Here is a 21,039-nt window from a genome sequence, read left to right on the forward strand (position 1 = left end):
TTTCTACCCACGATCGACCATGGTAGTCGCCGTGGCGTCGAGCGGACTCAGATGCCGCGGGATCCCGTGTCGAGGAACCGCGCGACGGGGCCCGGCACGAAGGGCGACACGTCGCCGCCGAGCGAGGCGACCTGCCGCACGAGCGAGCTCGACACCAGCGCGTGCGCGGGGTCGGGAAGCAGGAACACGGTCTCGATCTGAGCGAGGTGCCGGTTGACGATCGCCATCGGCGTCTCGTAGGCGACGTCGACCTGCGACCGGATCCCCTTGACGAGGATCCCGGCGCCGACGTCGGTCGCGTAGTCGACGAGCAGTCCCATGCTCCACGCCGCAACGACGATCTCACCCTCGATCCCGGCCTCGTCGATCGACTGCTCGAGAAGCGCCTGACGCTGCGCGATGGGGAGCATCGCCTCTTTGCCGGGGTTGTGGACGACCAGGACGTGGAGCTGGTCGTACAAGGCAGCGGCCCGACGGATGACGTCGAGATGGCCGAGGGTCGGCGGATCGAAGGAGCCGGGCACGACCGCGATCCGGTTGCTCATGGTCTGAGCCTAGTTCCTGTGGAGCGCGCCGCGCTCGTCCTCGCCCAGGCGCCGCGCGATGGCTGCGGCGAGCCCGGGATGCTCCGACAGATCGGGGTCGTTCTGCAGCACGGATGCGGCTTCGTCGCGCGCCTGCGCGATCAGGTCGGCATCCGCGACGACTCGCAGCAGACGAAGCGATGACCGCGCACCTGACTGAGCATCGCCGAGGACGTCTCCCTCGCCCCGCAGCTCGAGGTCGACCTCTGCGAGGGAGAAGCCGTCGGTCGTGGCCGCGACGGCCTCGACCCGTGACCGCGCCGCCGTATCGGGGTCTGCCTCGGTGACCAGCAGGCACAGCCCGGGCACGCTGCCCCGGCCGACGCGGCCGCGCAGCTGGTGAAGCTGCGACACTCCGAATCGCTCAGCCTCGAGGATCACCATGGTCGAGGCGTTCGGCACATCGACGCCGACCTCGACGACTGTCGTGGCCACGAGCACGTCGATCTCACCGCGGGCGAACGCCTGCATGACGGCATCCTTCTCGTCTGCGGGCATCTTGCCGTGCAGCGTCGCGACGGTGAGGTCGGCGAACGACGGATGCTGTGCGAGCATCGCGGTGGCCTGAACGACTCCCCAGCGAGTCCGCGTCCGCGTGCCGTCTTCGAGCATGCCCGCGTCGTCGGTGTCGTCGACCACGGCCTTCTCGGCGTCGATCGCCGCACACACGACGAAGGCCTGTCGGCCCTGAGCGACCTCTTCGGCCACGCGCTCCCACACCCGGCCGAACCAGCCCGGCTTCTCGGCCAGAGGCGCGACGAAGGTGGAGATGCCCGCGCGCCCGGTCGGCATCGTGCGGATCGTCGACACGTCGAGGTCTCCGAAAACGGTCATCGCCACGGTGCGCGGGATCGGCGTCGCCGTCAGCACGAGCACGTGGGGCGAGGTGCCCTTCGCGCGGAGCGCCTCGCGCTGCTCGACGCCGAATCGGTGCTGCTCGTCGACGACGACCAGGCCGAGGTCGGCGAACGTCGTCGACGCACTCAGCAGCGCGTGGGTGCCCACCACGATCCGTGCCTGGCCGGATGCTGCCCGCAGAGCGGCCTTGCGCCGTTCAGCGGCCGGCTGCGCCCCCGTGAGCAGAGTGGGCATCAGCTCGGGGGCGAGCCGCGGCCCCAGCATCTTCGCGATGGATCGCACGTGCTGCGCCGCGAGGACCTCCGTCGGAGCGATGAGTGCCGCCTGCCCGCCGGACTGCGCAACCTGCAGCATGGCGCGAAGAGCCACGAGCGTCTTACCCGAACCCACCTCGCCCTGCACCAGCCGGTTCATCGGCCACTCGTTCACGAGATCGTCGGCGATCACGTCGCCGACGGCGATCTGATCGGGGGTGCGCTCGAAGGGCAGGGCGGCGTCGAACTGCTCGAGAAGGTGTCCCGCCGGTCGGGCAGTGGCGGCGAGTCGCCGCACCTGGATGCGGTGCTGCAGGAGCGCTGCCTGAAGGACGAAGGCCTCGTGCATGCGGAGGGTCTCGAACCCCGGACGCACGTGCTCGGGGACGGTCGGGGTGTGCACCTGAACGAGCGCCGTCCGGGCATCGAGGAGCTGACGCCGTTCACGCAGCTCGTCGGGCAGCGGATCGGCCACGTCACCGAGCCGCGCGATGACGTCGGCGATGATCTTGCGCAGCTGCCAGCTCGTGATGGTGCTGGTGGCCGAGTAGATGGGGATCGGTTCGAGGCTTCGCGCGACCGCCGTCACGCGCGCCTCGACCTCGTCGTCGAAGAGCTCGTAGTCGGGGTGGGCGAACTGCTGCTTTCCCTTGAACACCCCGACCTTGCCCGAGAAGATGCCCTGTCGCCCGACCCGGAGCTCTTGGAGACGCCACTTCTGTCCGAAGAACGTCAGCGTCGCTTCGCCGACGCCATCGCTGATCACGACCTCGATGAGCGACCCTCGGCGCTGACGCATCGGACGCTCCGAAACCGATTTCACCTCGGCGACGATCGTCGCCATCTCCCCCACGGGCAGCGACGAGATCGGGGTCAGCTCGCCGCGGCGGGCGTAGCGACGCGGGTAGTGCGCGAGGAGGTCACCGACCGTCGACATCGCGAACGCACGCGAGAGCGTCGCGGCGACCTTCTCGCCCACGGCCTGCGGCAGCGGGGTATCCAGGTCGACCTGCGGCATGGAGTCGAGTCTAGGCAGGAGGTCGGACACGCTGCCGCCAGGCTTTACGGTAAGAGCATGCTCCGACGCGCGATCGCCCGCATCTTCTGGACGTTCAGCCGCTGGCGCCTCGTCAGCACGCCCGCACCCACACGACCCACCATCCTCATCGGTGCGCCGCACACCTCCAACTGGGATTTTGTGCTCATGCTCGCGATCGCGTGGCGTCTGCAGATCCCGGTCCGGTGGCTGGGCAAGAAGAGTCTCTTCCGCGGCTGGCGGAGCGGTCCGATGCGTCGCCTCGGCGGCATCCCCGTCGACCGGGACGACCCCTCGCGCGTCGTCGACGATGTCCTCACGCAGATCGCGGCGGGCGAGGTGTTCGGTCTGGTCATCACCCCGGACGGGACCCGCACCTCCCGTACCGGCTGGAAGTCGGGGTTCTACCGCATCGCCCGCGCCTCGGGCCTGCCGGTGACGCTCGGGTACGTCGACCGCACCACCATGACCACCGGCCTCGGGCCGACCATCGAGCTCACGGGCGACGTCGCCGCCGACATGGCCGTCATCCGCGAGTTCTACGCCGACAAGGCGGGGTTCCGCCCCGAGCTGCGTAGCGAGCCGCGCCTCCGCGACGAGAACGGCGGCCACGCCGGCGACGAGGCCGCGGAACATACGGCGGGCCCGTCATGACACGCATCATCGCCGGCGCCGCCGGATCGCTCGTGCTGCGGGTTCCCGATCGCGGCACCCGACCGACGAGCGACCGGGTCCGCGAGTCGCTCTTCGGGGGGCTCGATGCCTCGGGCGTCCTCGACGGCGCGCGCGTGCTCGACCTCTACGCCGGTTCGGGTGCCCTCGGTCTCGAGGCCGTCAGTCGGGGCGCGGCGTCCGTCGACCTCGTCGAGAAGTCGGCGTCGGCGGCCGCGGTGACCGACCGCAACGCGCGAACCGTCGCTCGGGCCGTCGGCTCGTCGGCGGTCCGGGTCCATCGCAGCAGCGCCGACGCGTTTCTGCAGTCGGCATCCGGGCCCTTCGACCTCGTGTTCATCGACCCGCCTTACGACCTCGACGACGACGCGCTCGCGATCACTCTCGCACTGCTGGCCGACGTCACCGCGCCAGGGGCGGTCGTCATCGTGGAACGCGCGAGCCGCTCCCCCGAGCCGCGCGTTCCGGCGCAGCTCGAACCGCTGCGCAGCAAGCGTTACGGCGATACCGCACTGTGGTGGTACGAACGCGCGGACAACGGTGGTCAGCCGCCCGCGCCGTCCCAGTCGCGGTAAGGGTCCCATCCGCCGGCCGAACGTTCCGGCCTACCGTCCACGGTGAGCGGGTCGAGGCCGGCCTGCTTCACCGAGCCGATGCGACGGAAGCCCGCGGGAAGCACCGTCCCGGCGGCGAAGGTCGCGAGGAGCGCATGATCCTCGCCGCCGCGAAGCGCGCGATCGCTGTCCGGGCCGAGCCTGCTCCGCTCGAGATCGATCGTCACGCTCGAGGCCTGGCCGAGACGACGAGCATCACGCACCAGGCCGTCGGACACGTCCATCATCGCGGTCGCGCCTGCTCGCGCCGCAGCTGTGCCGGACCCGATCGGTGGACGCGGGCGGAGCTGCCCCCGCACCGCGACGCGCTCGGACGGGCTCAGCGCAGCGTCATCGACGGCGATTGCCGCACCCCGCTCATCTCGGAACCGATCGAACAGGATGTCGAGACCCGCGGCAGCGAGACCGACATCGCCGCAGATCGCCACGATGTCACCGGGGCGTGCCCCGGAGCGCAGCACCGGAGCCCGGCCCGGGTCGAGCTCGCCGACCGCGGTGACGGCGATCGTGAGCGTATCGGAGCTCGTGAGATCGCCTCCCTCGACCCGGCATCCCGGGGCGAGCTCGTCGCACGCCTCTCGAAGCCCGGAGGCGAGTTCGCCGACGAACCCGATGCTCGTCTCGGGCGGCATGGCGAGAGCGACGAACAGGGCGACGGGTCGGGCACCCATCGCGGCGACGTCCGCGAGGTTGACGGCCGCAGCCTTCGCGCCGAGGTCTCGCCCCGACGACCAGGCCAGCCGGAAATCCGGACCGTGGATCAACGTGTCGGTGGTCACCACGACGCGTGCATCGGCGAGCCGCAGCACCGCGGCATCGTCGCCCGGCCCGACGAGCGCCTGGCCCGGGCCTAAGCGCTGGAGGATGTGCGCGAGCACAGCCTCTTCCGACAGGGAGCCGACGGGGGTGGCGGGATCGACGTCGGGCATGGTCCCACGCTACCCCGGCGGTCGTGGCCCCTCACGGCCCAGTACCCTGGAGGGATGCCGCTCCGCCGTACGATTCCCGCACTCGTCCTGGCCTCGGTGACTCTCGCCCTCGCCGGCTGCGCCGGGACCGTCAACGTCCCCGCGGCCCCGGAGGCGAATGCTCCCGAATGCGCAGACCTGATGGTTCGGCTTCCGCAGCAGGTCGCCGGCGCAGAGCGCCGCTGGACGGACAGCCAGGCAACGGCCGCGTGGGGCGATCCGGCGACCATCATCTTCTCGTGCGGTGTCGCCTCTCCCGGGCCCACGACGCTTCGCTGCGAATCGGTCGCCGGCGTCGACTGGGTCATCGACGAATCGGAAGCGCCGCGCTTCCGTGTCGTCACGTACGGGCGAAAGCCTGCGGTCGAGCTCTACTTCAACACCGAGACCTCGGCCGAGGTGCAGGGCGTATCGAGTCGAGAGGTCCTCGACGAACTGTCACGGGTCGTGTCGCGGCTGCCCAGCGACGGGGGTGCATGCGTCGACCGCGCGGAGGCGACCCCCGTCCCCTCGCCCGTCAGTCCCTGACGGCGCGCCCGACGGGCCGGGAGAGCGCGACCTCGATCAGCTCGGCGATGAGGTCGCTGTAGCTGAGGCCGGAGGCGATCCAGCACTTCGGGAACATCGAGATGGGCGTGAAGCCCGGCATCGTGTTGAGCTCGTTGACATACAGGCCATCGGCCGTCTGGAAGAAGTCGACGCGCGCGAGCCCGCGGCCGTCGACGGCGGTGAATGCGGCGACCGCCATGTTCTGGAGCGCCTCGATCTCGTCAGCCGTCACATCGGCCGGACAGACGACCTCCGCGCCGTCACCGCCGAGGTACTTGCCCTCGAAGTCGTAGAACTCGCGCGTTGTGAGCACGATCTCCCCCGGCAGTGACGCTCGGGCGGAGTCTTCGCCGCGCCCCTCCAGAACCGCGACCTCGACCTCGCGGCCGACGATCGCCGGCTCGATCAGCACCTTGCCGTCTTCCGCGAACGCCAGCTCGAGGGCCGCGTCGAGCTCGGCGGCCTCGTGGACCTTCGACACCCCGACGCTCGATCCGGCGCGCGCCGGCTTGACGAAGCTCGGAAAGCCGAGGCCTGCGGCATCCACACGAACACCGTCGGGGTCTCGACGCCACCGAGTCTCTTCGACGGTGACCCAGGGAGCGACGGGGATGCCGGCAGCCTGCAGCACGATCTTCATGAAGTGCTTGTCCATGCACAGGGCGGAGTCGAAGACCCCGCCGCCGGCGTAGGGCAGCTGCAGCGTGTCGAAGAACCCCTGGATCGTGCCGTCCTCGCCGTGCGGACCATGCAGGATCGGCAGCACGACGTCGATCTCGCCGAGCGCCTCGACGGAGCCGTCGTCGCGGCGCACCCGGAGCTCTCGCCGGCCGCCGGGCTCGGGCCACAGGATGCGCGTGCCGTTGTCGACGACCTCCGGCATCCGTTCCGGGTTCAGCGCGAACTTGTCGGCGTCGTCGTCCTCCAGGACGAACGCACCCTCGCGCGTGATCCCGACGGGGATCACGCGGTAGCGCTCACGATCGATCGCGCGCAGGACCCCGGCCGCCGTTGCGGAACTGATCGAGTGCTCGCTGGAACGCCCGCCGAAGAGCACCGCTACTGTTGTCGTCGCCATGGGGGGTCCTCTCGCCGGTCGGCTTGTCGTCGTCGGTGGTCAGGTGGGGCGCGATGTCGCGCGGGTTCATGGTGCCGTCGAGGACCATCTTGACCTGCTCGACGATCGGCATCTGCACTCCCGCCGCGCGCGCCAGTGTCAGGACGGGCGCGACCGAGGCCAGGCCTTCGGCGGTCTGGTCCATCTGCTTCACGACGTCCTGGAACGAGTAGCCCTGCCCCAGCAGGCGCCCCGCCGTGTTGTTGCGGCTCAAGGGCGACTGGCACGTCGCGATGAGGTCGCCGAGGCCCGCGAGTCCCTGGAGGGTTTCGGGGTGAGCCCCCTGCGCCACGGCGAAGTCCGTCATCTCGACGAGACCGCGCGTGATGATGGACGCCTTCGTGTTCTCGCCGTACCCGACGCCGTCGACGATGCCGATCGCGACGGCGATCAGGTTCTTCAGCACACCGCCGAACTCGGTGCCGATCACGTCGGTGTTCACGAACGTGCGGAAGTAGGAATTGCGTGCGCGCAGCGCGACCGCCTCAGCCGTCTCCTGGCTCGCAGACGCGATCACGGCGGCCGTCGGCTGTTCGCGTGCGATCTCGAGGGCGAGATTCGGTCCGGATGCGACCGCGATGCGGTTCGGGTCGCAGTCGAGCCCCTGCTCGATCACCTGACTCATTCGCAGGCCTGTGCGCTTCTCGACGCCCTTCATGAGGGAGACGACGGGCATCGTCCCGCCGGCGATGAGGGGCCGGATGGCCGTGAGGTTCTCACGCAGCGCCTGACTCGACACGGCGAGGTACACCTGCTCAGCGCCCTGCAGCGCCTCCGAGAGATGGTGGGTGGCCGTCATCGAACGCGGGAGGTTGATGCCCGGCAGATACCGGCTGTTGCGCTTGCCTTCGCGAATCTCATGCGCGAGCTCGGCACGGCGCGCCCACATCGTGACCTGGGCGCCGCCGTCGGCGAGTACCTTGCCGAACGTGGTTCCCCAGCTACCCGAACCGATGACGGTGACCCGGGGTCCGGAGGTCTCGGTCTTACGGCTCAAGGCGACCCGTCTCCTTCTGGCCGTGCTGTCCCGGGTTCCAGCGCTCGGCGGGCGGGGTCTCGCCGCGAAGCTCGCCGAGCAGCCCCGAGATGCGGGCCATCACGGCGTCCGTTCCCGCCACCAGCTGCGTCGGCGACGGAGTCACGCCCGGTTCGAAAGGAAGCTCGACGCGCGGACCGAAGCGCACGCGGATGCGCTTGCGCAGCGGCCAGGCGCTGAACTTCCCGTAACGCGGGAGGATCGACTGAACGCCCCACGTGGCGACCGGGATGATCGGGATGTCGCCGGCCGCCGCGACCCGGACGGCACCCGACTTCCCTCGCATCGGCCACAGGTCGGGCTCGCGCGTCAGCGAACCCTCGGGATACACGATCACGCCGCGACCGTCGGCCACGAGCTCGGCGGCCTGCGAGATCGCCTGGCCCGCCGCCGAGGCCGACGTCGTCCGCGAGACGGGGATCATGCCGAGGCCCTTCAGCACCGCACCCACGACGGGCACGCGGAAGAGGCTCTCCTTCGCCATGAATCGCGGCGCCCGGCCCAGGCGCCAGGTCGCCACGGCGATGACGATCGGGTCGAACTCGCTGTAGTGATTGGGCGCGAGGACGTACGGGCCCTCCTCCGGGAGATGCTCCCCGCCCTCGATCTCGATCCGGGCCAGCAGACCGACCGCGGGCACGACGAGGGCCGCGGCCAACCAGAACGGGGTCGGCTTCGTCTTCTCCGCGGACGCGCGACGGCGGTTGTGCGACACGCGTCAGCCGATGATGTCGAAGTCGGCGCCGAGCGCCTCGAGCTTGTCGAAGAACTTCTCGTAGCCCCGGCGGATGATCCCGACGTTGCGGACGACCGACGTTCCCTCGGCCGCGAGAGCCGCGATGACGTAGCTGTATCCGCCGCGCAGGTCGGGCACGACGACATCCGCACCGTGCAGCGGCGTCGGGCCCGTGATGACCGCGGCCTGCTCGAGGGCGCGACGCGGGACGCGACGGTCCGGGCTCGCGATGCCCTCGGGGTGCACCACGATCTGCGCGCCCATCTTGTTCAGCGCCTGAGTGAAGCCGAGACGGTTCTCGTAGACCGTCTCATGCACGGTCGAGACGCCTTCGGCCTGCGTCAGGGCGACGATGAGCGGCTGCTGCCAGTCGGTCATGAATCCGGGGTGGACATCGGTCTCGACCGAGACGGGACGCAGCGCGCCGTCGCGACGGAAGCGGATGCCGTCCTCCTGGATGTCGAAGTCGCCTCCGGCCTTGCGGAAGACGTTGAGGAAGGTGAGCATCTCCTGCTGCTTCGCACCGCCGACGAAGATGTCGCCGTCGGTCGCCAGGGCGGCGCACGCCCATGAGGCTGCTTCGTTGCGATCGAAGATCGACCGGTGGTCGTACCCGCGGAGCTTGTCGACGCCCTCGATGAAGATCACGCGATTCGGCTCGTAGGAGATGATCGCGCCCATCTTCTGCAGCACGGCGATCAGGTCCATGATCTCGGGTTCGATGGCGGCGTTACGCAGCTCCGTCGTGCCCTTGGCTCGCACCGCAGTCAGCAGCACCTGCTCGGTGGCGCCGACGCTCGGGTAGGGCAGCTCGATGTCCGCACCGTGAAGTCCCTCGGGCGCCGAAAGACGGATGCCGTTGGGCTGCTTGTCGACGATCGCGCCGAACTTGCGGAGCGCGTCGAGATGGAAGTCGATGGGGCGGTCCCCGATTCGGCATCCGCCGAGGTCGGGGATGAACGCCTGGCCGAGCAGGTGCAGGAGCGGCCCACAGAAGAGGATCGGGATGCGCGAGGCGCCGGCGTGCGCGTCGATCTCCTCGAAGCCTGCCGATTCGGCGCCGCTCGGGTCGAGCCGGTACGTGCCCTCGCCGTCATCGGCGACCGTCACGCCGTGCACCTCGAGAAGGGACCGGACCACTGCCACATCGCTGATGTCGGGAACGTCGCGCAGGACGCTCTCGGTCTCGCCGAGCAGCGAGGCGACCATGGCCTTCGTCGCGAAGTTCTTGGCTCCCTTGACGTCGACACGTCCGACGAGGGGCCGCCCGCCCCGGATCTCGAGGATCTCGCCGTCTTCGCGACGGTTGCCGTTCTCCGATGCGGACGGCTCACTCGGCGGAGTGCTCATGCAGGACTTCCTCACTTGGTGATCGAGGGCGGGGCGGATCTTCGCCCCACGGTTCAGGGCGTGACCCGGGGCTACGCGACGGGGAGTGTCCGGGGTCGCCACGCCTCACGGCGCGCCTCGAACTGCGCGATCGCCTCTTCATTGCGCAGCGTGAGCCCGATGTCGTCGAGTCCTTCGAGGAGCCTCCAACGAGTGTAATCGTCGATCTCGAACGGGACTCGGAGGTCGCCGAGAGCAGCGACGCGTGCCTCGAGATCGACCGTCATCCGCACCCCCGGCTGCGCATCCACGGCAGCCCAGATCGCCTCGCGATCCGACTCCGAGATGACACCGGCGAGGAGGCCCTGCTTGCCCGCGTTGCCGCGGAAGATGTCGGCGAACTTGGGTGCCAGCACGACGCGGAATCCGAAGTCGCGCAGCGCCCACACGGCATGCTCACGGCTTGATCCGGTACCGAAGTCGGGCCCGGCGACGAGGATCGACGCCCCCGCGTAAGCGGGCTGGTTCAGCACAAACTCGGGGTCCTGACGCCAGTTGGCGAAGAGCGCGTCCTCGAAGCCGGTCTTGGTGACGCGCTTCAGGTAGACGGCCGGGATGATCTGGTCGGTATCGACGGCGGAGCGCTTGAGCGGTGCGACGACACCGGTGTGGGTCTCGAACTTCTCCATTTTCAGGCCTCGACCTTCTCGCGTGCGGGCAGATCGCTCGGCGATGCGAGGCGCCCGAGCACAGCGGTGGCGGCGGCCACGAGCGGCGACACCAGGTGCGTACGGCCGCCCTTGCCCTGGCGTCCCTCGAAGTTGCGGTTGCTGGTCGACGCGCAGCGCTCGCCCGGAGCGAGCTGGTCGGGATTCATGCCCAAGCACATCGAGCAGCCGGCGAAGCGCCACTCGGCGCCGAACTCCGTGAAGACCCTGTCGAGCCCCTCGGCCTCCGCCTCGAGCCGAACCCGGGCGGAGCCCGGAACGACCATCACGCGGACTCCGTCAGCCTTCGTGCGCCCCTCGATGATCGACGCGAACGCGCGCAAGTCTTCGATGCGGCTGTTGGTGCACGAACCCATGAAGACGGCGTCGACCGGGATCTCCTTGAGCGGAGTACCCGGCTGCAGGTCCATGTACTCGAGCGCGCGTTCGGCCGCCGCCTTCTCGTTCGGGTCGCTGAAGTCGTCGGGCGAGGGAACCGTCGCACTGAGCGAGACGCCCTGGCCGGGGTTGGTTCCCCACGTGACGAACGGCTCGAGCTCGGCCGCATCGATGAAGATCTCGGCGTCGTAGACGGCGCCCTCGTCGCTGGGAAGCGTGCGCCAGTAAGCGACGGCGTCATCCCAGTCCTGCCCGGTCGGCGCGTGCGGGCGGCCCTTCACGTATTCGAAGGTGATCTCGTCGGGGGCCACCATGCCTGCGCGGGCACCCGCCTCGATCGACATGTTGCACATGGTCATGCGCCCCTCCATGGAGAGGGCGCGGATGGCGCTGCCGCGGTACTCGAGCACGTAGCCCTGGCCGCCGTTGGTGCCGATCTTCGCGATCACGGCGAGGATGATGTCCTTCGCCGTCACGCCTTCCTTCAGCTCGCCCTCGACGGTGATCGCCATCGTCTTGAACGGCTTCAGCGGGAGGGTCTGCGTCGCCATGACGTGCTCGACCTCGCTCGTGCCGATGCCGAACGCCATCGCGCCGAACGCACCGTGCGTCGAGGTGTGGCTGTCGCCGCACACGACCGTGATGCCCGGCATCGTGAGGCCGAGCTGGGGTCCGACGACATGGACGATGCCCTGCTCCGCGTCGCCGAGCGAGTGGAGGCGGACGCCGAACTCCTCGGCGTTGCGCCGAAGGGTCTCGATCTGCGTTCGGCTCGTGAGGTCCGCGATCGGCTTGTCGATGTCGAGCGTCGGGGTGTTGTGATCCTCGGTCGCGATCGTCAGGTCGAGGCGCCGCAGCGGACGCCCCTCGGCACGCAGACCGTCGAAGGCCTGCGGGCTCGTGACCTCGTGCACGAGGTGCAGGTCGATGTAGATCAGGTCGGGCTGACCGTCTTCACCCTTGACGACGAGGTGGTCGTCCCAGACCTTTTCGGCGAGGGTGCGCGGGCGCTCGGGAGGGGTGGGAATGCTCATGGGTTTCGTTCTCCTTGCGAACCGGGATCAAGCCCACGACGGACTCCGCGGCGAGGAGGGGCTCAGAACGAGACCTCGCCGCGGCCGCTAAGGAGAAGGCGAGCGATCCGCATGCGGTCAGAATACCACCGGGCGCCGCGGCGGCGTCCGGTCACGAGCGCTCGTCGTCGCGAGGGTGCGGCTGCTCGACCGTGGGGGGCGTGCCCTGCTCGTCGGCGACGGCGGCCGCAGCCTGGGTCGGGCCGGCCGCGTCCCGGTCATGCCGCGCGGCGATCAGACTGGCGACGGTCGCAACGAGCATGGCGCCGATGATGACGCCGAGCGACACCCACGTCGAGATCTCCGGCGCCCAGGCGATCCCGTCGCCGCCGTTGATGAACGCGAGCTCGTTCTCGTGCATCGCGTGGAGAATCAGCTTCACGCCGATGAACGCGAGGATGAACGCGATGCCGTAGTGCAGGTACTTGAGCCGGTCGAGCAGATCGCCCAGCAGGAAGTAGAGCTGGCGCAGCCCCATCAGCGCGAAGATGTTCGCGGTGAACACCAGGAACGGGTCCTGCGTGATGCCGAAGATCGCTGGGATCGAGTCGAGGGCGAACAGCAGATCGGTGACGCCGATCGCCACGAAGACGATGATCATCGGGGTGAACATCCGCTTGCCGTTCACGACGGTCCGGACCTTGGGGCCGTCGTACTCGTCGGAGATGTCCACCGTGCGACGGATGATGCGGACGAGGAAGTTCTCCTTCTTCACGTCGTCGTCGTGGTCGCCCTCGGGCAGCGCCTGCTTGATCGCCGTGTAGATGAGGAAGGCACCGAAGATGTAGAACACCCAGCTGAACTGCTCGATGATCGCCGCCCCCGCGAGGATGAAGAGACCTCGAAGCACCAGCGCGATGATGATGCCCACCATCAGCACCTTCTGCTGATACCGGCGCGGAACCGAGAACTGGCTCATGATCAGGACGAACACGAAGAGGTTGTCGATGGAGAGGCTGTATTCGGTCAGCCATCCGGCGACGAACTGCCCGGCGTGCTCGACGTCTGCGACGGCCCAGAGAATGCCGGCGAACACCAGCGCCAGGGAGACGTAGAACAGCACCCACAGCGTCGACTCCTTCGGCGACGGGATGTGGGGCCGCTTGACGATGATGAGCAGATCGGCGACGAGCACGAGCACCAGGACGACGAGCGCGACGATCTGGAACGGCACGGGGAGGTCCATGCGAGCCTTTCGGGGAGGAAGCCTCCCGAGACTACACCCCGGCTCCCCCGCGGCCCGGGTGTGAGACGGTTCGCGACGACGCGACACTGATGGGATGAGGGAAGGAACTCAGACGCATGGTCGACACGATCACACGCGGTGATGCCGAGCTCGTCGAAGCGGCGGCATCCGGAAGTGAGCACGCCTTCCGTACGCTCTATCGCGCCTACGTGCGGCCGGTGTACTGGCTCGCGCATGGCCTGCTGGGCGATCGCCTCGAAGCCGAGGACGTCACGCAGGAGACGTTCCTGGTGGCCTGGCGCAAACTCCCCGACCTCGAGCTGGCGGGCGAGTCGCTGCTGCCGTGGCTCGTCACCATCTGCCGGTTCCAGAGCGCGAACCGCATCCGCCGACGGCAACGGGAACGACGCCACACGACGGATGAGGACGCCGCCGAGGTCGCCGACACGGTGGACGTCGAGCGGCAGGTCGTGCGGAGCGATCTCGTCGAACGCATCCTCGCGGCCGTCGGCTCGCTGAGCCCCCTCGACCAGGACATCTTCCGGCTCTGCGCCGCGGAGGGGTTCGCGTATCAAGCAGCAGCCGACCAGCTCGGCGTCAGCCACGGGACGGTCCGGAACCGGCTCTCCCGCATCCGCACATTCGTCCGCTCGAGCGTTGAACCGGAGCAGTCATGAACGATCTACCCGCCCTGGATGACAGCCGTATCGATGCGATCGAAGAGGCTCTGTTCGCGGACATCTCGCGCGAGCGGGCCGAACGCCGCGCCTCGGCTGACCGGGCCGCCGCGCAGCGGACGCGACGGCGGCGGGCCTGGTGGGGCGCGTCCGGCGCCGCGGCAGCCGTGATCGTCGTGGCCGCGGCCATCGCGCCGCAGCTGACGAGCAGCAGCGGCGGGGCATCCTCCGTCGCGCCCGCCACCGCCCCGGAGGGGTTCTTCGGCACGACGGAGAACGGCGAAGTGTCGCGAGACGCCGGCGACTCGGCGGCGCAGCCCGAGCCGTTCGCGTTGGACGGGTCGACCGATGAGGGGTCGGCCTCCGGCGCCGTGTCCGACTCCCCCGCCGGGCGCGACGTCATCGCCACGGCATCCGCGACAGTGATCGCCGACGATCCCCGTGACGCGGCGGAATCGATCGCCGCGGCCGCCGTCGCCGCGGGCGGCTATGTCGAGTCGATGAGTCTCGGGGGCACGGCGGCGGGCGCGTTGCCGTACGCGGATGACCGCGCGGTCTGGCCTGCCTCAGTCGGCTCGGCCTGGGTGTCCGTCCGGGTTCCCGCAGCGAGCCTCGAGGAGGCCATCGCTGCGCTCGCGGACGTCGGCGAGGTCGAGAGCTCGCAGGTCTCACGCGACGACGTGACAACGCAGACGACCGACCTGCGCGCCCGGGTGGCCGCCGGGCAGGCATCGGTCGAACGGCTGACGGAGCTCATGGGCGAAGCCGGGTCGGTCGCCGACCTCATCGCGGCGGAGTCCGCTCTCGCCGACCGGCAGGCCGAGCTCGACTCGCTGCAGCAGCAGCTCACCGCGCTCGAGTCGCAGGTCACCCTGTCGTCGCTCACGGTGCACCTGCAGGCGCCGGCCGAGAAGGTGGACGCCGATCCGGCAGGCTTCGGCGACGGACTGGCGACGGGGTGGAACGGGCTCATCGCCACGTTCAACGGGATCGTCGTGGCGCTCGGGTTCCTGCTGCCCTGGCTCGTCGTGATCGGCCTCACCGCTGCGCTGGTCTGGCTCGTCGTCTCGACGACGCGCCGGCGCCGAGCGCGACGGACCTCTACCGGCGACTGACCTCGCGGGGCCGGTGACCGGTGGCCGGTTCCCGAGAAACGCGAAACGCCCATCCGATCGGATGGGCGTTTCGCAGTGGTGACCCCAGCGGGATTCGAACCCGCGTTACCGCCGTGAGAGGGCGGCGTACTAGGCCGCTATACGATGGGGCCGTACTTTTTTGTCTTCCCCGGGGCTCCGGAGGCAACCGTTAAAGTATGCCACGGGCTCGCGCATCCGGCAAAATCGAGGCCCCCATTGCCCTCTCGGGCGTGTCGGGCGTTGACTGAGGGCATGCATGTCACCAAGCACGAACACGCCTGCCTGCGCCTCGAGCGCGACGGCAAGACCCTGATCATCGACCCCGGCACCTTCACCTCGCCGCTCGAAGATCTGCATGACGTCGTGGCTGTCGTCGTCACGCACGAGCACCCCGACCACTGGACGTCGCAGCACCTCTCGACGATCCTCGAGCAGTTCCCGAACATCCCCGTCTACGGCCCCGAGGGCGTCGTGCGCGCGGCCGCGGGGTTCGACATCCGCGAGGTCTCCCCCGGCGACAAGCTCGAAGCGGGCCCGTTCAGCCTCGAGTTCTTCGGCGGACGCCACGCGGTCATCCACGAGTCGATCCCCGTGATCGACAACGTCGGCGTCCTCGTCGACGACGCGTTCTACTACCCCGGCGACTCGTACGCCGTGCCCAAGGGAGCGAAAGTGGAGCTTCTGGCGGCGCCCGTCGGCGCCCCCTGGCTGAAGATCGGCGACGCGATGGACTTCGTGCTCGAGGTCAAGCCGCAGCGGGTCTTCGCGACCCACGACATGACTCTCTCACCGGCGGGCCTCGCGATGGGGCGCGAGCGGCTGACGTGGGCGGCCCAGCAGAACGGCGGCGACTTCGTCGCCCTGGACCCGGGCGACTCCACCGACATCTGAGCCGCGCGGAAACGACGGATGCCGTGGACCCGAAGGTCCACGGCATCCGTCGTTTCCGCGCGGATCAGGCCGCGTCGTGGTCGATCTCGAGGAAGGCGACGAGTTCGTCGAGAGCCTTCTCGGCACCCTCACCCTCGGCCTTGAGCGTCACGACCGACCCCTGCGAGGCGCCCAGGCCCATGATGCTCAGGATGCTGCCGGCGTTCAGGTCGGGGCCGCCCTCGACGGCGATCGTGACGGGAACGCCCTTCGACTGCACCTCCTGCACGAAGAGCTTCGCGGGGCGGGCGTGCAGTCCGGAGCTGCTCGCGATGGTGGCGGTGCGTTCTGCCATGGTGGTGTCTCCTCAGACGGTCGCGGTCGCCGCGGCCGGGGCCGGGGCGGTGGAGCTCTTGCGGACGTACTTCTTGAGCACGACGAGCAATAGCGCAGAAACGACGGTACCTGCCAGAAGCGCGACGAAGAAACCCCACACCGGCGAGATGGCGAACAGCACGAACACGCCGCCGTGCGGAGCGAAGCTCTGGACGCCGAACCACATGCTCAGCGCACCGGTGATCGCCCCGCCGACGAGCGAGGCCGGGATGACACGCAGCGGGTCGGCCGCGGCGAACGGGATCGCGCCTTCACTGATGAACGAGGCGCCCAGCAGCCATGCCGCCTTGCCGTTCTCACGCTCGACCGGCGTGAAGAGCGGTCGAGCGAGCACCGTCGACGCGAGGGCAAGAGCCAGCGGCGGCACCATGCCCGCCGTCATGACAGCGGCCATGATGAGGTACGGGGCTGTGTTCTCCGTCGAGGCCGCCGCGAGGCCGGTGGTGGCGAAGACGTAGGCGACCTTGTTGATCGGGCCGCCGAGGTCGAAGCACATCATGAGGCCCAGGATCACGCCCACGACGATAAGGCCCGCACCGCTCTGGGTGAGGTTCGTGAGTCCATCGGTGAGGAGCGCCATGAGCGCGGCGATGGGGCGGCCCAGGAACAGGATCATGAGGCCCGAGGCGACGATCGAACCGAGCAGCGGGATGATGACGACGGGCATCAGACCACGCAGCCAGCGCGGCGCGGGGAGGCGTCCGAGCCACCAGGCCACAAAGCCGGCGAGGAAACCGCCGATGATGCCGCCGATGAAGCCGGCGCTCATCGTGACGGCGATCGCACCGGCGACGAATCCGGGAGCGATGCCCGGACGGTCGGCGATCGCGTAGGCGATGTAGCCCGCGAGAGCGGCCACCAGGAAGCCCATGGATGTCGAGCCGATCATGAACGCCACCGACCCGAGGTACTGGCCGAGCGGCCCGAACGGCGAGGTGATGTCGGTCGTGGGCAGGTTCCACAGCGCGTTGTCGATGATGACCTTCGACGCGTTGGCCGTGACCTCGTAGCCGCCGAGTGCGAAACCGAGGGCGATCAGCAGACCACCGCCGGCGACGAAGGGGATCATGTAGCTCACGCCCGTGAGCAGGATGCGCTGGATCTTCGCCCCCCATGACAGATTCTGCGACGCGGCGCCCGCACCGGAACCCGCATCCGCTGCCGCACCGCTGACACGGGCGGCGTTCGGGTTCGATGCCGCGGCGACGGCCTCGCGGATCATCTGCGCGGGCTGCTCGATGCCGCGCTTGACGCCCGAGCGGATGACCGGCTTGCCGGCGAATCGCGAGATCTCGCGGACGTCGACGTCGGTGGCGAAGATCACGGCGTCGGCGTTGTCGATGACGGATGCCGGCAGCGCCTGGTATCCGCTGGAGCCCTGGGGCTCGACGACGAGGTCGATCCCGGCTTCCTTCCCTGCGGCGGTCAGCGCGTCGGCAGCCATGAAGGTGTGGGCGATGCCCGTCGCGCAGGAGGTCACAGCGACGATGCGGGCGGGACGGCCGTCGATCGTCAGGTCGCCGGCGGTGGCCTCAGCCGGCGCGGCCGAGGTGGCCGTCGGCGCGGCGGCAGCGGGTGCTGGGGCGGCATCGCCCTCGCCGATCGCCGCGCGAACCGTACGCACGACGTCGTCGGCGGATGCCGCGGCGCGGAGGTCGCTCGTGAACGAGTCCTGCATCAGGCTGCGGGCGAGACGCGACAGCACCGCGAGGTGCTCTTCAGCGGCGTTCTCGGGCGCGGCGATGAGGAAGACGAGGTCGGCCGGACCGTCGGGTGCCCCGAAGGCCACGCCCGGCTTCAGCCGTGCGAACGCGAGGGAGGCCTGCGTCACCGCAGCGCTCTTCGCGTGAGGGATCGCGATGCCACCGGGAAGCCCGGTCTCATCCTTCTCCTCGCGAGCGATCGCGTCATTCGCGAGGGCGTCGGCGTCCGTGGCGCGGCCCTGCGCTGCGACGAGGCGAGCGAGAGCGCGGATGACGTCTTTCTTGTCGGTCCCGAGGGGCGCGTCGAGGCTGACGAGCTCCGGGGTGATGGTGTCGGACACGGTGTCCTCCTGGTTCGAGTGTTGCGGGTCGTTCGGATCAGTGATGGAGCGCGCGGACGGGGACGTCCGCGGTGGGGAGATCGGTCGGTGTCGGGGCTTGCGTTCCCTCGAGCGCCGCGGCCGCCGAGCCGTACCGGATGGCGGAGACGAGCGCGGCTGCCGGGTCCGCGCCACGCGAGTCGGCGAGGAGGAAGCCCGCGAGCGAGCTGTCACCGGCACCGACCGTGCTGCGGACGCGGGTGGGGGGCGGAGTCGCCGCCCACGCGCCGCGGTCGGAGACGAAGACCGCACCGTCGCCACCGAGGGTGACCAGCGCCGCGCCGACCGCCGCGGGGACCAGCTCGCGAGACGCGAGGTGGACGGCGTCGGCGAGGGTGTCGGCCGCCGGCAGCGGCGCGCCCAAGAGATCGGCGAGCTCCTCGTCGTTGGGCTTGATGAGGTCGGGACGTCCGTCCGCGACGACGGCGCGCAGCGCGGCTCCCGACGTGTCGACAGCGATCCGTGGGGCTTCCTCCCCCAACCGGTCGCGAACCGCGCGGATGACGCGGACGTAGGCGTCATCCGGCAGGCCGGGCGCGAGCGAGCCGGCGAGCACGAGCCACTGGGCACCGCGCGCGCACTGCGCGACGACGTCGATCACGTCGTCGAGGTCGGCCGCGCTCAGAGACACACCGGGGAGATTGATCTTCGTCGTCTCGCCGGTCGGGTCTGTGACCGCGATGTTCGCGCGAGTGCGGCCGTGCACCGCGACCGTGCGCACGTCGACATCCCCGTCCGCCAGCACCGCAGCGAACGGGTCGGCGGGGTCCAGGGGAAGCACGGCGAGACTGTCGACGCCCGACGCGTGCAGCACGCGCGCGACGTTGATGCCCTTGCCGCCGGCATCCTCGCGGACGGCGGACGCCGTCTGCACCTCGCCGACGCGCAACGACGCATCGATCGAGATGGTCCGGTCGAGCGACGGGTGCACCGTCAGGGTCACGATCATGCGATCCATACCTCCACGTCGGCCTCGCGCAGGGCGCGGGCGAGCTCCGAATCCGGCTCCCGGTCGGTCACGACGACGTCGAGGTCCGAGAGGTCGGCGAACGACACGAGCAGTTCGGCGTCGAACTTGTCGGCATCGACGAGGAGGATCACGCGCCGGGCTCCGGCGACGATGGCGCGCTTCACGGCGGCCTCGTCGGGGTCGGGCGTCGTGAGTCCGGCATCTCGGGCGAGGCCGTTCGTGCCGAGGAAGGCGACGTCGGGCCGCAGCCGCGTGATGGCGCCGACGGTATCCGATCCGACGGCCGCCGCGGTGAGGCCCCGGACGCGTCCGCCGATCGCAGTCAGGCCGATACCGGCCGCTCCGGCGAGCGAGTGAGCGATCGTCATCGAATGGGTGACGACCTCGAGCCCGTTCGGCGCGCTGCGCTCGATCAGTGCTTCCGCGAAGGCGCCGGTGGTCGTGCCGGCATCGACGTAGATCGATCCGGTCCCGGCCGGGAGCGCTGTCAGAGCGCGCCGGGCGATCCGTTCCTTGGCCGCCGAGTGGCGCTGGGAGCGTTCGGCGACGGATGGCTCTGCGGTGCTGACGCGCTCCGCCGACACCGCGCCGCCGTGAACGCGGCGCAGAACGCCGGTCTCCTCCAGGGCCGCGAGGTCGCGCCGGACCGTCTCGGTCGTGACATCGAAACGCGAAGCGAGGTCGACGACGGCCACGCGACCGTGGGCGGCGAGCATTCGTTCGATGAGCTGCTGGCGCTCCATTGCGTACACGACATCCTCCTTCGGATGCCCACACGTTACAACGCATTCACACGCAAAGCAACAGAAAGCAACACGGTATTTGGTCCCACCGCGAAGGACGAAGAAGGGAGGCGCCGGCCGCAGCCGACACCTCCCCTCAGGCGAGTCCGAGGCTCAGGCCTCGCTCATCGCGATGACCTCCTGCTGACCGCGTGCTGCGAGCGCGGCGGCACGAGCGGCGATGCGGCGCTCCTGCTCGATCTGGCCGGCGTCGAGGATCTCCTGGTCGACCGGGTAGCTCTCCACCTTGTTCACGCCGTTGTACTTGGCGATGTAGGCGTCGAGCTCGGGGCCCGACTCCCACGAGGTGATGAGGCAGTAGCGCGGCTCGTCACCGTAGTGAGCTGCCGCGTGCCACAGGCGCTGGGTGTCGACGATGAGCTGCGCACCGGCGGGCAGCGCGATGCGGGTTTCCTCGCTGGGGTCGGTGCGGTTCTCACGGAGCACGAAGTAGCTCGTCTTGTCATCCGTCAGGTTGAAGAAGCCGCGAACGACCCAGCCCGTGCCGTCGGGGTTGAGGCGGTTGTTGTCGTCCTGGTGCAGGTTGTAGAGGCAGTCGGCGTACGTGTTCGGCTGCAGCTCGATGATGCGGCAGCGGCCGACGTTGGCGCCGGGCTCCTGCGCACGCGCGGTCAGCGTCGGAGCGATCGCGGTCTGCGAGTCGATCCACACGCCGTCCTTGTCGGTGCGCGGCGGCTTGTGGTTCCAGAAACCGTTGCACTCGATCTCGCCCTTGGCCGAGGCCAGCGGAGCGAAACGGGTGTCGCCGGAGGACTTCCAGTCGACGTACTCGACGTCGAGCCACTCCTTCGGATCGATCTCCTTGTTGTAGCGGTCGAGGACGACGTAGCCGGTCTCCTCGAGGGCAGCGGACTTGATGTAACCCATGACGGATCATGACCTTTCTGTCGGACAAGCGAAGTTTTTACAGGCCCGACTTAGGTCAGCCTACCTAGGGCTCCTGAGCGCGCCGGTAGACTCGTCCGGGGTTTTCGAGGAGCGATTTC

21 protein-coding genes and 1 tRNA gene are annotated in these 21,039 nt (G+C 69.5%); 6 read left to right on the top strand and 16 right to left on the bottom strand.

The genetic code is table 11. The features are described from left to right. Nucleotides 1-47: 47 nt before the first annotated feature. Nucleotides 48-545, bottom strand: coding sequence for a pantetheine-phosphate adenylyltransferase (gene coaD, locus ABIC53_RS05720; RefSeq protein WP_112614462.1), 498 nt, complete (start codon nt 543-545; stop codon nt 48-50). A 9-nt stretch (nt 546-554) separates the two neighbouring features. Next, complete coding sequence (locus tag ABIC53_RS05725; RefSeq protein WP_274177799.1) at nt 555-2,714, bottom strand: ATP-dependent DNA helicase RecG; 2,160 nt, start codon at nt 2,712-2,714, stop codon at nt 555-557. Nucleotides 2,715-2,771: 57 nt separating this feature from the next. Here ABIC53_RS05725 and ABIC53_RS05730 point away from each other — a divergent pair, with 57 nt between their 5' ends. Further along, complete coding sequence (locus ABIC53_RS05730) at nt 2,772-3,386, top strand: 1-acyl-sn-glycerol-3-phosphate acyltransferase (RefSeq protein ID WP_274177798.1); 615 nt, start codon at nt 2,772-2,774, stop codon at nt 3,384-3,386. After that, nucleotides 3,383-3,979 (top strand): 16S rRNA (guanine(966)-N(2))-methyltransferase RsmD, encoded by a 597-nt coding sequence (gene rsmD, locus ABIC53_RS05735; RefSeq protein WP_274177797.1) that lies wholly within the window; start codon nt 3,383-3,385, stop codon nt 3,977-3,979. Before ABIC53_RS05730 ends, rsmD begins: the two co-directional genes overlap by 4 nt. On the opposite strand, the gene thiL is transcribed toward rsmD, so the two are convergent. Then, the gene (gene thiL / locus ABIC53_RS05740) at nt 3,949-4,947 is read right to left on the bottom strand and encodes a thiamine-phosphate kinase (protein WP_274177796.1); all 999 of its coding nucleotides are present in this window, start codon (nt 4,945-4,947) and stop codon (nt 3,949-3,951) included. The genes rsmD and thiL overlap by 31 nt on opposite strands. Before the next feature lie 54 nt (nt 4,948-5,001). Here thiL and ABIC53_RS05745 point away from each other — a divergent pair, with 54 nt between their 5' ends. After that, nucleotides 5,002-5,514 carry a DUF3515 family protein gene (locus ABIC53_RS05745; RefSeq protein WP_112614452.1) on the top strand — a complete coding sequence of 171 codons (513 nt, stop codon included), beginning with the start codon at nt 5,002-5,004 and terminating at the stop codon, nt 5,512-5,514. Here ABIC53_RS05745 and ABIC53_RS05750 read toward each other — a convergent pair. From ABIC53_RS05750 to ABIC53_RS05780, 7 genes are all read right to left on the bottom strand, one after another. Further along, nucleotides 5,504-6,613, bottom strand: coding sequence for a D-alanine--D-alanine ligase family protein (locus tag ABIC53_RS05750; protein WP_269266427.1), 1,110 nt, complete (start codon nt 6,611-6,613; stop codon nt 5,504-5,506). The two genes, ABIC53_RS05745 and ABIC53_RS05750, sit on opposite strands and share 11 nt — an antisense overlap. After that, the gene (locus ABIC53_RS05755) at nt 6,513-7,649 is read right to left on the bottom strand and encodes an NAD(P)H-dependent glycerol-3-phosphate dehydrogenase (RefSeq protein ID WP_114589590.1); all 1,137 of its coding nucleotides are present in this window, start codon (nt 7,647-7,649) and stop codon (nt 6,513-6,515) included. Before ABIC53_RS05755 ends, ABIC53_RS05750 begins: the two co-directional genes overlap by 101 nt. Further along, nucleotides 7,639-8,403, bottom strand: a complete 765-nt coding sequence (locus ABIC53_RS05760) for a lysophospholipid acyltransferase family protein (RefSeq protein ID WP_112614448.1) — start codon at nt 8,401-8,403, stop codon at nt 7,639-7,641. The genes ABIC53_RS05755 and ABIC53_RS05760 overlap by 11 nt, the downstream gene beginning before the upstream one ends. 3 nt (nt 8,404-8,406) lie before the next feature. Further along, nucleotides 8,407-9,774 carry a UDP-N-acetylglucosamine 1-carboxyvinyltransferase gene (murA, locus tag ABIC53_RS05765; RefSeq protein ID WP_112614446.1) on the bottom strand — a complete coding sequence of 456 codons (1,368 nt, stop codon included), beginning with the start codon at nt 9,772-9,774 and terminating at the stop codon, nt 8,407-8,409. Between the two features lie 71 nt (nt 9,775-9,845). Next, the gene (gene leuD / locus ABIC53_RS05770) at nt 9,846-10,442 is read right to left on the bottom strand and encodes a 3-isopropylmalate dehydratase small subunit (protein WP_354450717.1); all 597 of its coding nucleotides are present in this window, start codon (nt 10,440-10,442) and stop codon (nt 9,846-9,848) included. A gap of 2 nt (nt 10,443-10,444) precedes the next feature. Then, nucleotides 10,445-11,893: a 3-isopropylmalate dehydratase large subunit gene (gene leuC, locus ABIC53_RS05775; protein ID WP_114589322.1), complete on the bottom strand. Its 1,449-nt coding sequence runs from the start codon at nt 11,891-11,893 to the stop codon at nt 10,445-10,447. Between the two features lie 151 nt (nt 11,894-12,044). Continuing rightward, a complete protein-coding gene (locus ABIC53_RS05780; protein WP_112614442.1) occupies nt 12,045-13,118 on the bottom strand; it encodes a TerC family protein in 1,074 nt (357 codons plus the stop codon). 116 nt (nt 13,119-13,234) lie between these two features. Between ABIC53_RS05780 and ABIC53_RS05785 the strand changes: the two genes are divergently transcribed. Continuing rightward, nucleotides 13,235-13,795, top strand: a complete 561-nt coding sequence (locus ABIC53_RS05785; protein WP_354450720.1) for an RNA polymerase sigma factor — start codon at nt 13,235-13,237, stop codon at nt 13,793-13,795. Next, on the top strand, nt 13,792-14,910 hold the full coding sequence (locus ABIC53_RS05790) for a DUF4349 domain-containing protein (protein WP_354450722.1): 1,119 nt from the start codon (nt 13,792-13,794) through the stop codon (nt 14,908-14,910). Before ABIC53_RS05785 ends, ABIC53_RS05790 begins: the two co-directional genes overlap by 4 nt. Nucleotides 14,911-14,986: 76 nt before the next feature. On the opposite strand, the gene ABIC53_RS05795 is transcribed toward ABIC53_RS05790, so the two are convergent. Continuing rightward, nucleotides 14,987-15,062, bottom strand: a tRNA-Glu gene (locus ABIC53_RS05795). A gap of 121 nt (nt 15,063-15,183) precedes the next feature. Here ABIC53_RS05795 and ABIC53_RS05800 point away from each other — a divergent pair. Beyond that, nucleotides 15,184-15,822 carry an MBL fold metallo-hydrolase gene (locus ABIC53_RS05800; protein WP_112614436.1) on the top strand — a complete coding sequence of 213 codons (639 nt, stop codon included), beginning with the start codon at nt 15,184-15,186 and terminating at the stop codon, nt 15,820-15,822. Between the two features lie 64 nt (nt 15,823-15,886). Here the strand turns inward: ABIC53_RS05800 and ABIC53_RS05805 are convergent, their stop codons facing one another. The 5 genes from ABIC53_RS05805 to ABIC53_RS05825 all read right to left on the bottom strand — a co-directional run bounded on the left by ABIC53_RS05805 (nt 15,887) and on the right by ABIC53_RS05825 (nt 20,920). After that, nucleotides 15,887-16,156: an HPr family phosphocarrier protein gene (locus tag ABIC53_RS05805; RefSeq protein ID WP_023951028.1), complete on the bottom strand. Its 270-nt coding sequence runs from the start codon at nt 16,154-16,156 to the stop codon at nt 15,887-15,889. Nucleotides 16,157-16,168: 12 nt separating this feature from the next. Further along, complete coding sequence (locus ABIC53_RS05810) at nt 16,169-18,241, bottom strand: PTS fructose transporter subunit IIABC (RefSeq protein WP_354450725.1); 2,073 nt, start codon at nt 18,239-18,241, stop codon at nt 16,169-16,171. A 37-nt stretch (nt 18,242-18,278) separates the two neighbouring features. Next, nucleotides 18,279-19,229, bottom strand: a complete 951-nt coding sequence (locus ABIC53_RS05815; protein ID WP_354452176.1) for a 1-phosphofructokinase family hexose kinase — start codon at nt 19,227-19,229, stop codon at nt 18,279-18,281. Continuing rightward, nucleotides 19,226-20,002, bottom strand: coding sequence for a DeoR/GlpR family DNA-binding transcription regulator (locus tag ABIC53_RS05820; RefSeq protein ID WP_354450727.1), 777 nt, complete (start codon nt 20,000-20,002; stop codon nt 19,226-19,228). Before ABIC53_RS05820 ends, ABIC53_RS05815 begins: the two co-directional genes overlap by 4 nt. A gap of 144 nt (nt 20,003-20,146) precedes the next feature. Continuing rightward, nucleotides 20,147-20,920 carry a hypothetical protein gene (locus ABIC53_RS05825; protein ID WP_120262742.1) on the bottom strand — a complete coding sequence of 258 codons (774 nt, stop codon included), beginning with the start codon at nt 20,918-20,920 and terminating at the stop codon, nt 20,147-20,149. Nucleotides 20,921-21,039 lie beyond the last annotated feature (119 nt).

The organism is Microbacterium sp. 1262, assembly GCF_040544895.1.
GTDB lineage: Bacteria > Actinomycetota > Actinomycetes > Actinomycetales > Microbacteriaceae > Microbacterium > Microbacterium plantarum.

Excerpts from the sequence above, each read along its gene's own strand:
- ABIC53_RS05785 (WP_354450720.1), top strand. The coding sequence starts at position 13,235 with ATGGTCGACACGATCACACGCGGTGATGCCGAGCTCGTCGAAGCGGCG.
- murA (WP_112614446.1), bottom strand. The coding sequence starts at position 9,774 with ATGAGCACTCCGCCGAGTGAGCCGTCCGCATCGGAGAACGGCAACCGT.
- ABIC53_RS05805 (WP_023951028.1), bottom strand. The coding sequence starts at position 16,156 with ATGGCAGAACGCACCGCCACCATCGCGAGCAGCTCCGGACTGCACGCC.
- ABIC53_RS05750 (WP_269266427.1), bottom strand. The coding sequence starts at position 6,613 with ATGGCGACGACAACAGTAGCGGTGCTCTTCGGCGGGCGTTCCAGCGAG.
- ABIC53_RS05790 (WP_354450722.1), top strand. The coding sequence starts at position 13,792 with ATGAACGATCTACCCGCCCTGGATGACAGCCGTATCGATGCGATCGAA.
- leuC (WP_114589322.1), bottom strand. The coding sequence starts at position 11,893 with ATGAGCATTCCCACCCCTCCCGAGCGCCCGCGCACCCTCGCCGAAAAG.
- ABIC53_RS05825 (WP_120262742.1), bottom strand. The coding sequence starts at position 20,920 with ATGGGTTACATCAAGTCCGCTGCCCTCGAGGAGACCGGCTACGTCGTC.
- leuD (WP_354450717.1), bottom strand. The coding sequence starts at position 10,442 with ATGGAGAAGTTCGAGACCCACACCGGTGTCGTCGCACCGCTCAAGCGC.
- ABIC53_RS05800 (WP_112614436.1), top strand. The coding sequence starts at position 15,184 with ATGCATGTCACCAAGCACGAACACGCCTGCCTGCGCCTCGAGCGCGAC.
- ABIC53_RS05780 (WP_112614442.1), bottom strand. The coding sequence starts at position 13,118 with ATGGACCTCCCCGTGCCGTTCCAGATCGTCGCGCTCGTCGTCCTGGTG.
- coaD (WP_112614462.1), bottom strand. The coding sequence starts at position 545 with ATGAGCAACCGGATCGCGGTCGTGCCCGGCTCCTTCGATCCGCCGACC.
- ABIC53_RS05730 (WP_274177798.1), top strand. The coding sequence starts at position 2,772 with ATGCTCCGACGCGCGATCGCCCGCATCTTCTGGACGTTCAGCCGCTGG.
- ABIC53_RS05725 (WP_274177799.1), bottom strand. The coding sequence starts at position 2,714 with ATGCCGCAGGTCGACCTGGATACCCCGCTGCCGCAGGCCGTGGGCGAG.
- ABIC53_RS05815 (WP_354452176.1), bottom strand. The coding sequence starts at position 19,229 with ATGATCGTGACCCTGACGGTGCACCCGTCGCTCGACCGGACCATCTCG.
- ABIC53_RS05745 (WP_112614452.1), top strand. The coding sequence starts at position 5,002 with ATGCCGCTCCGCCGTACGATTCCCGCACTCGTCCTGGCCTCGGTGACT.
- thiL (WP_274177796.1), bottom strand. The coding sequence starts at position 4,947 with ATGCCCGACGTCGATCCCGCCACCCCCGTCGGCTCCCTGTCGGAAGAG.
- rsmD (WP_274177797.1), top strand. The coding sequence starts at position 3,383 with ATGACACGCATCATCGCCGGCGCCGCCGGATCGCTCGTGCTGCGGGTT.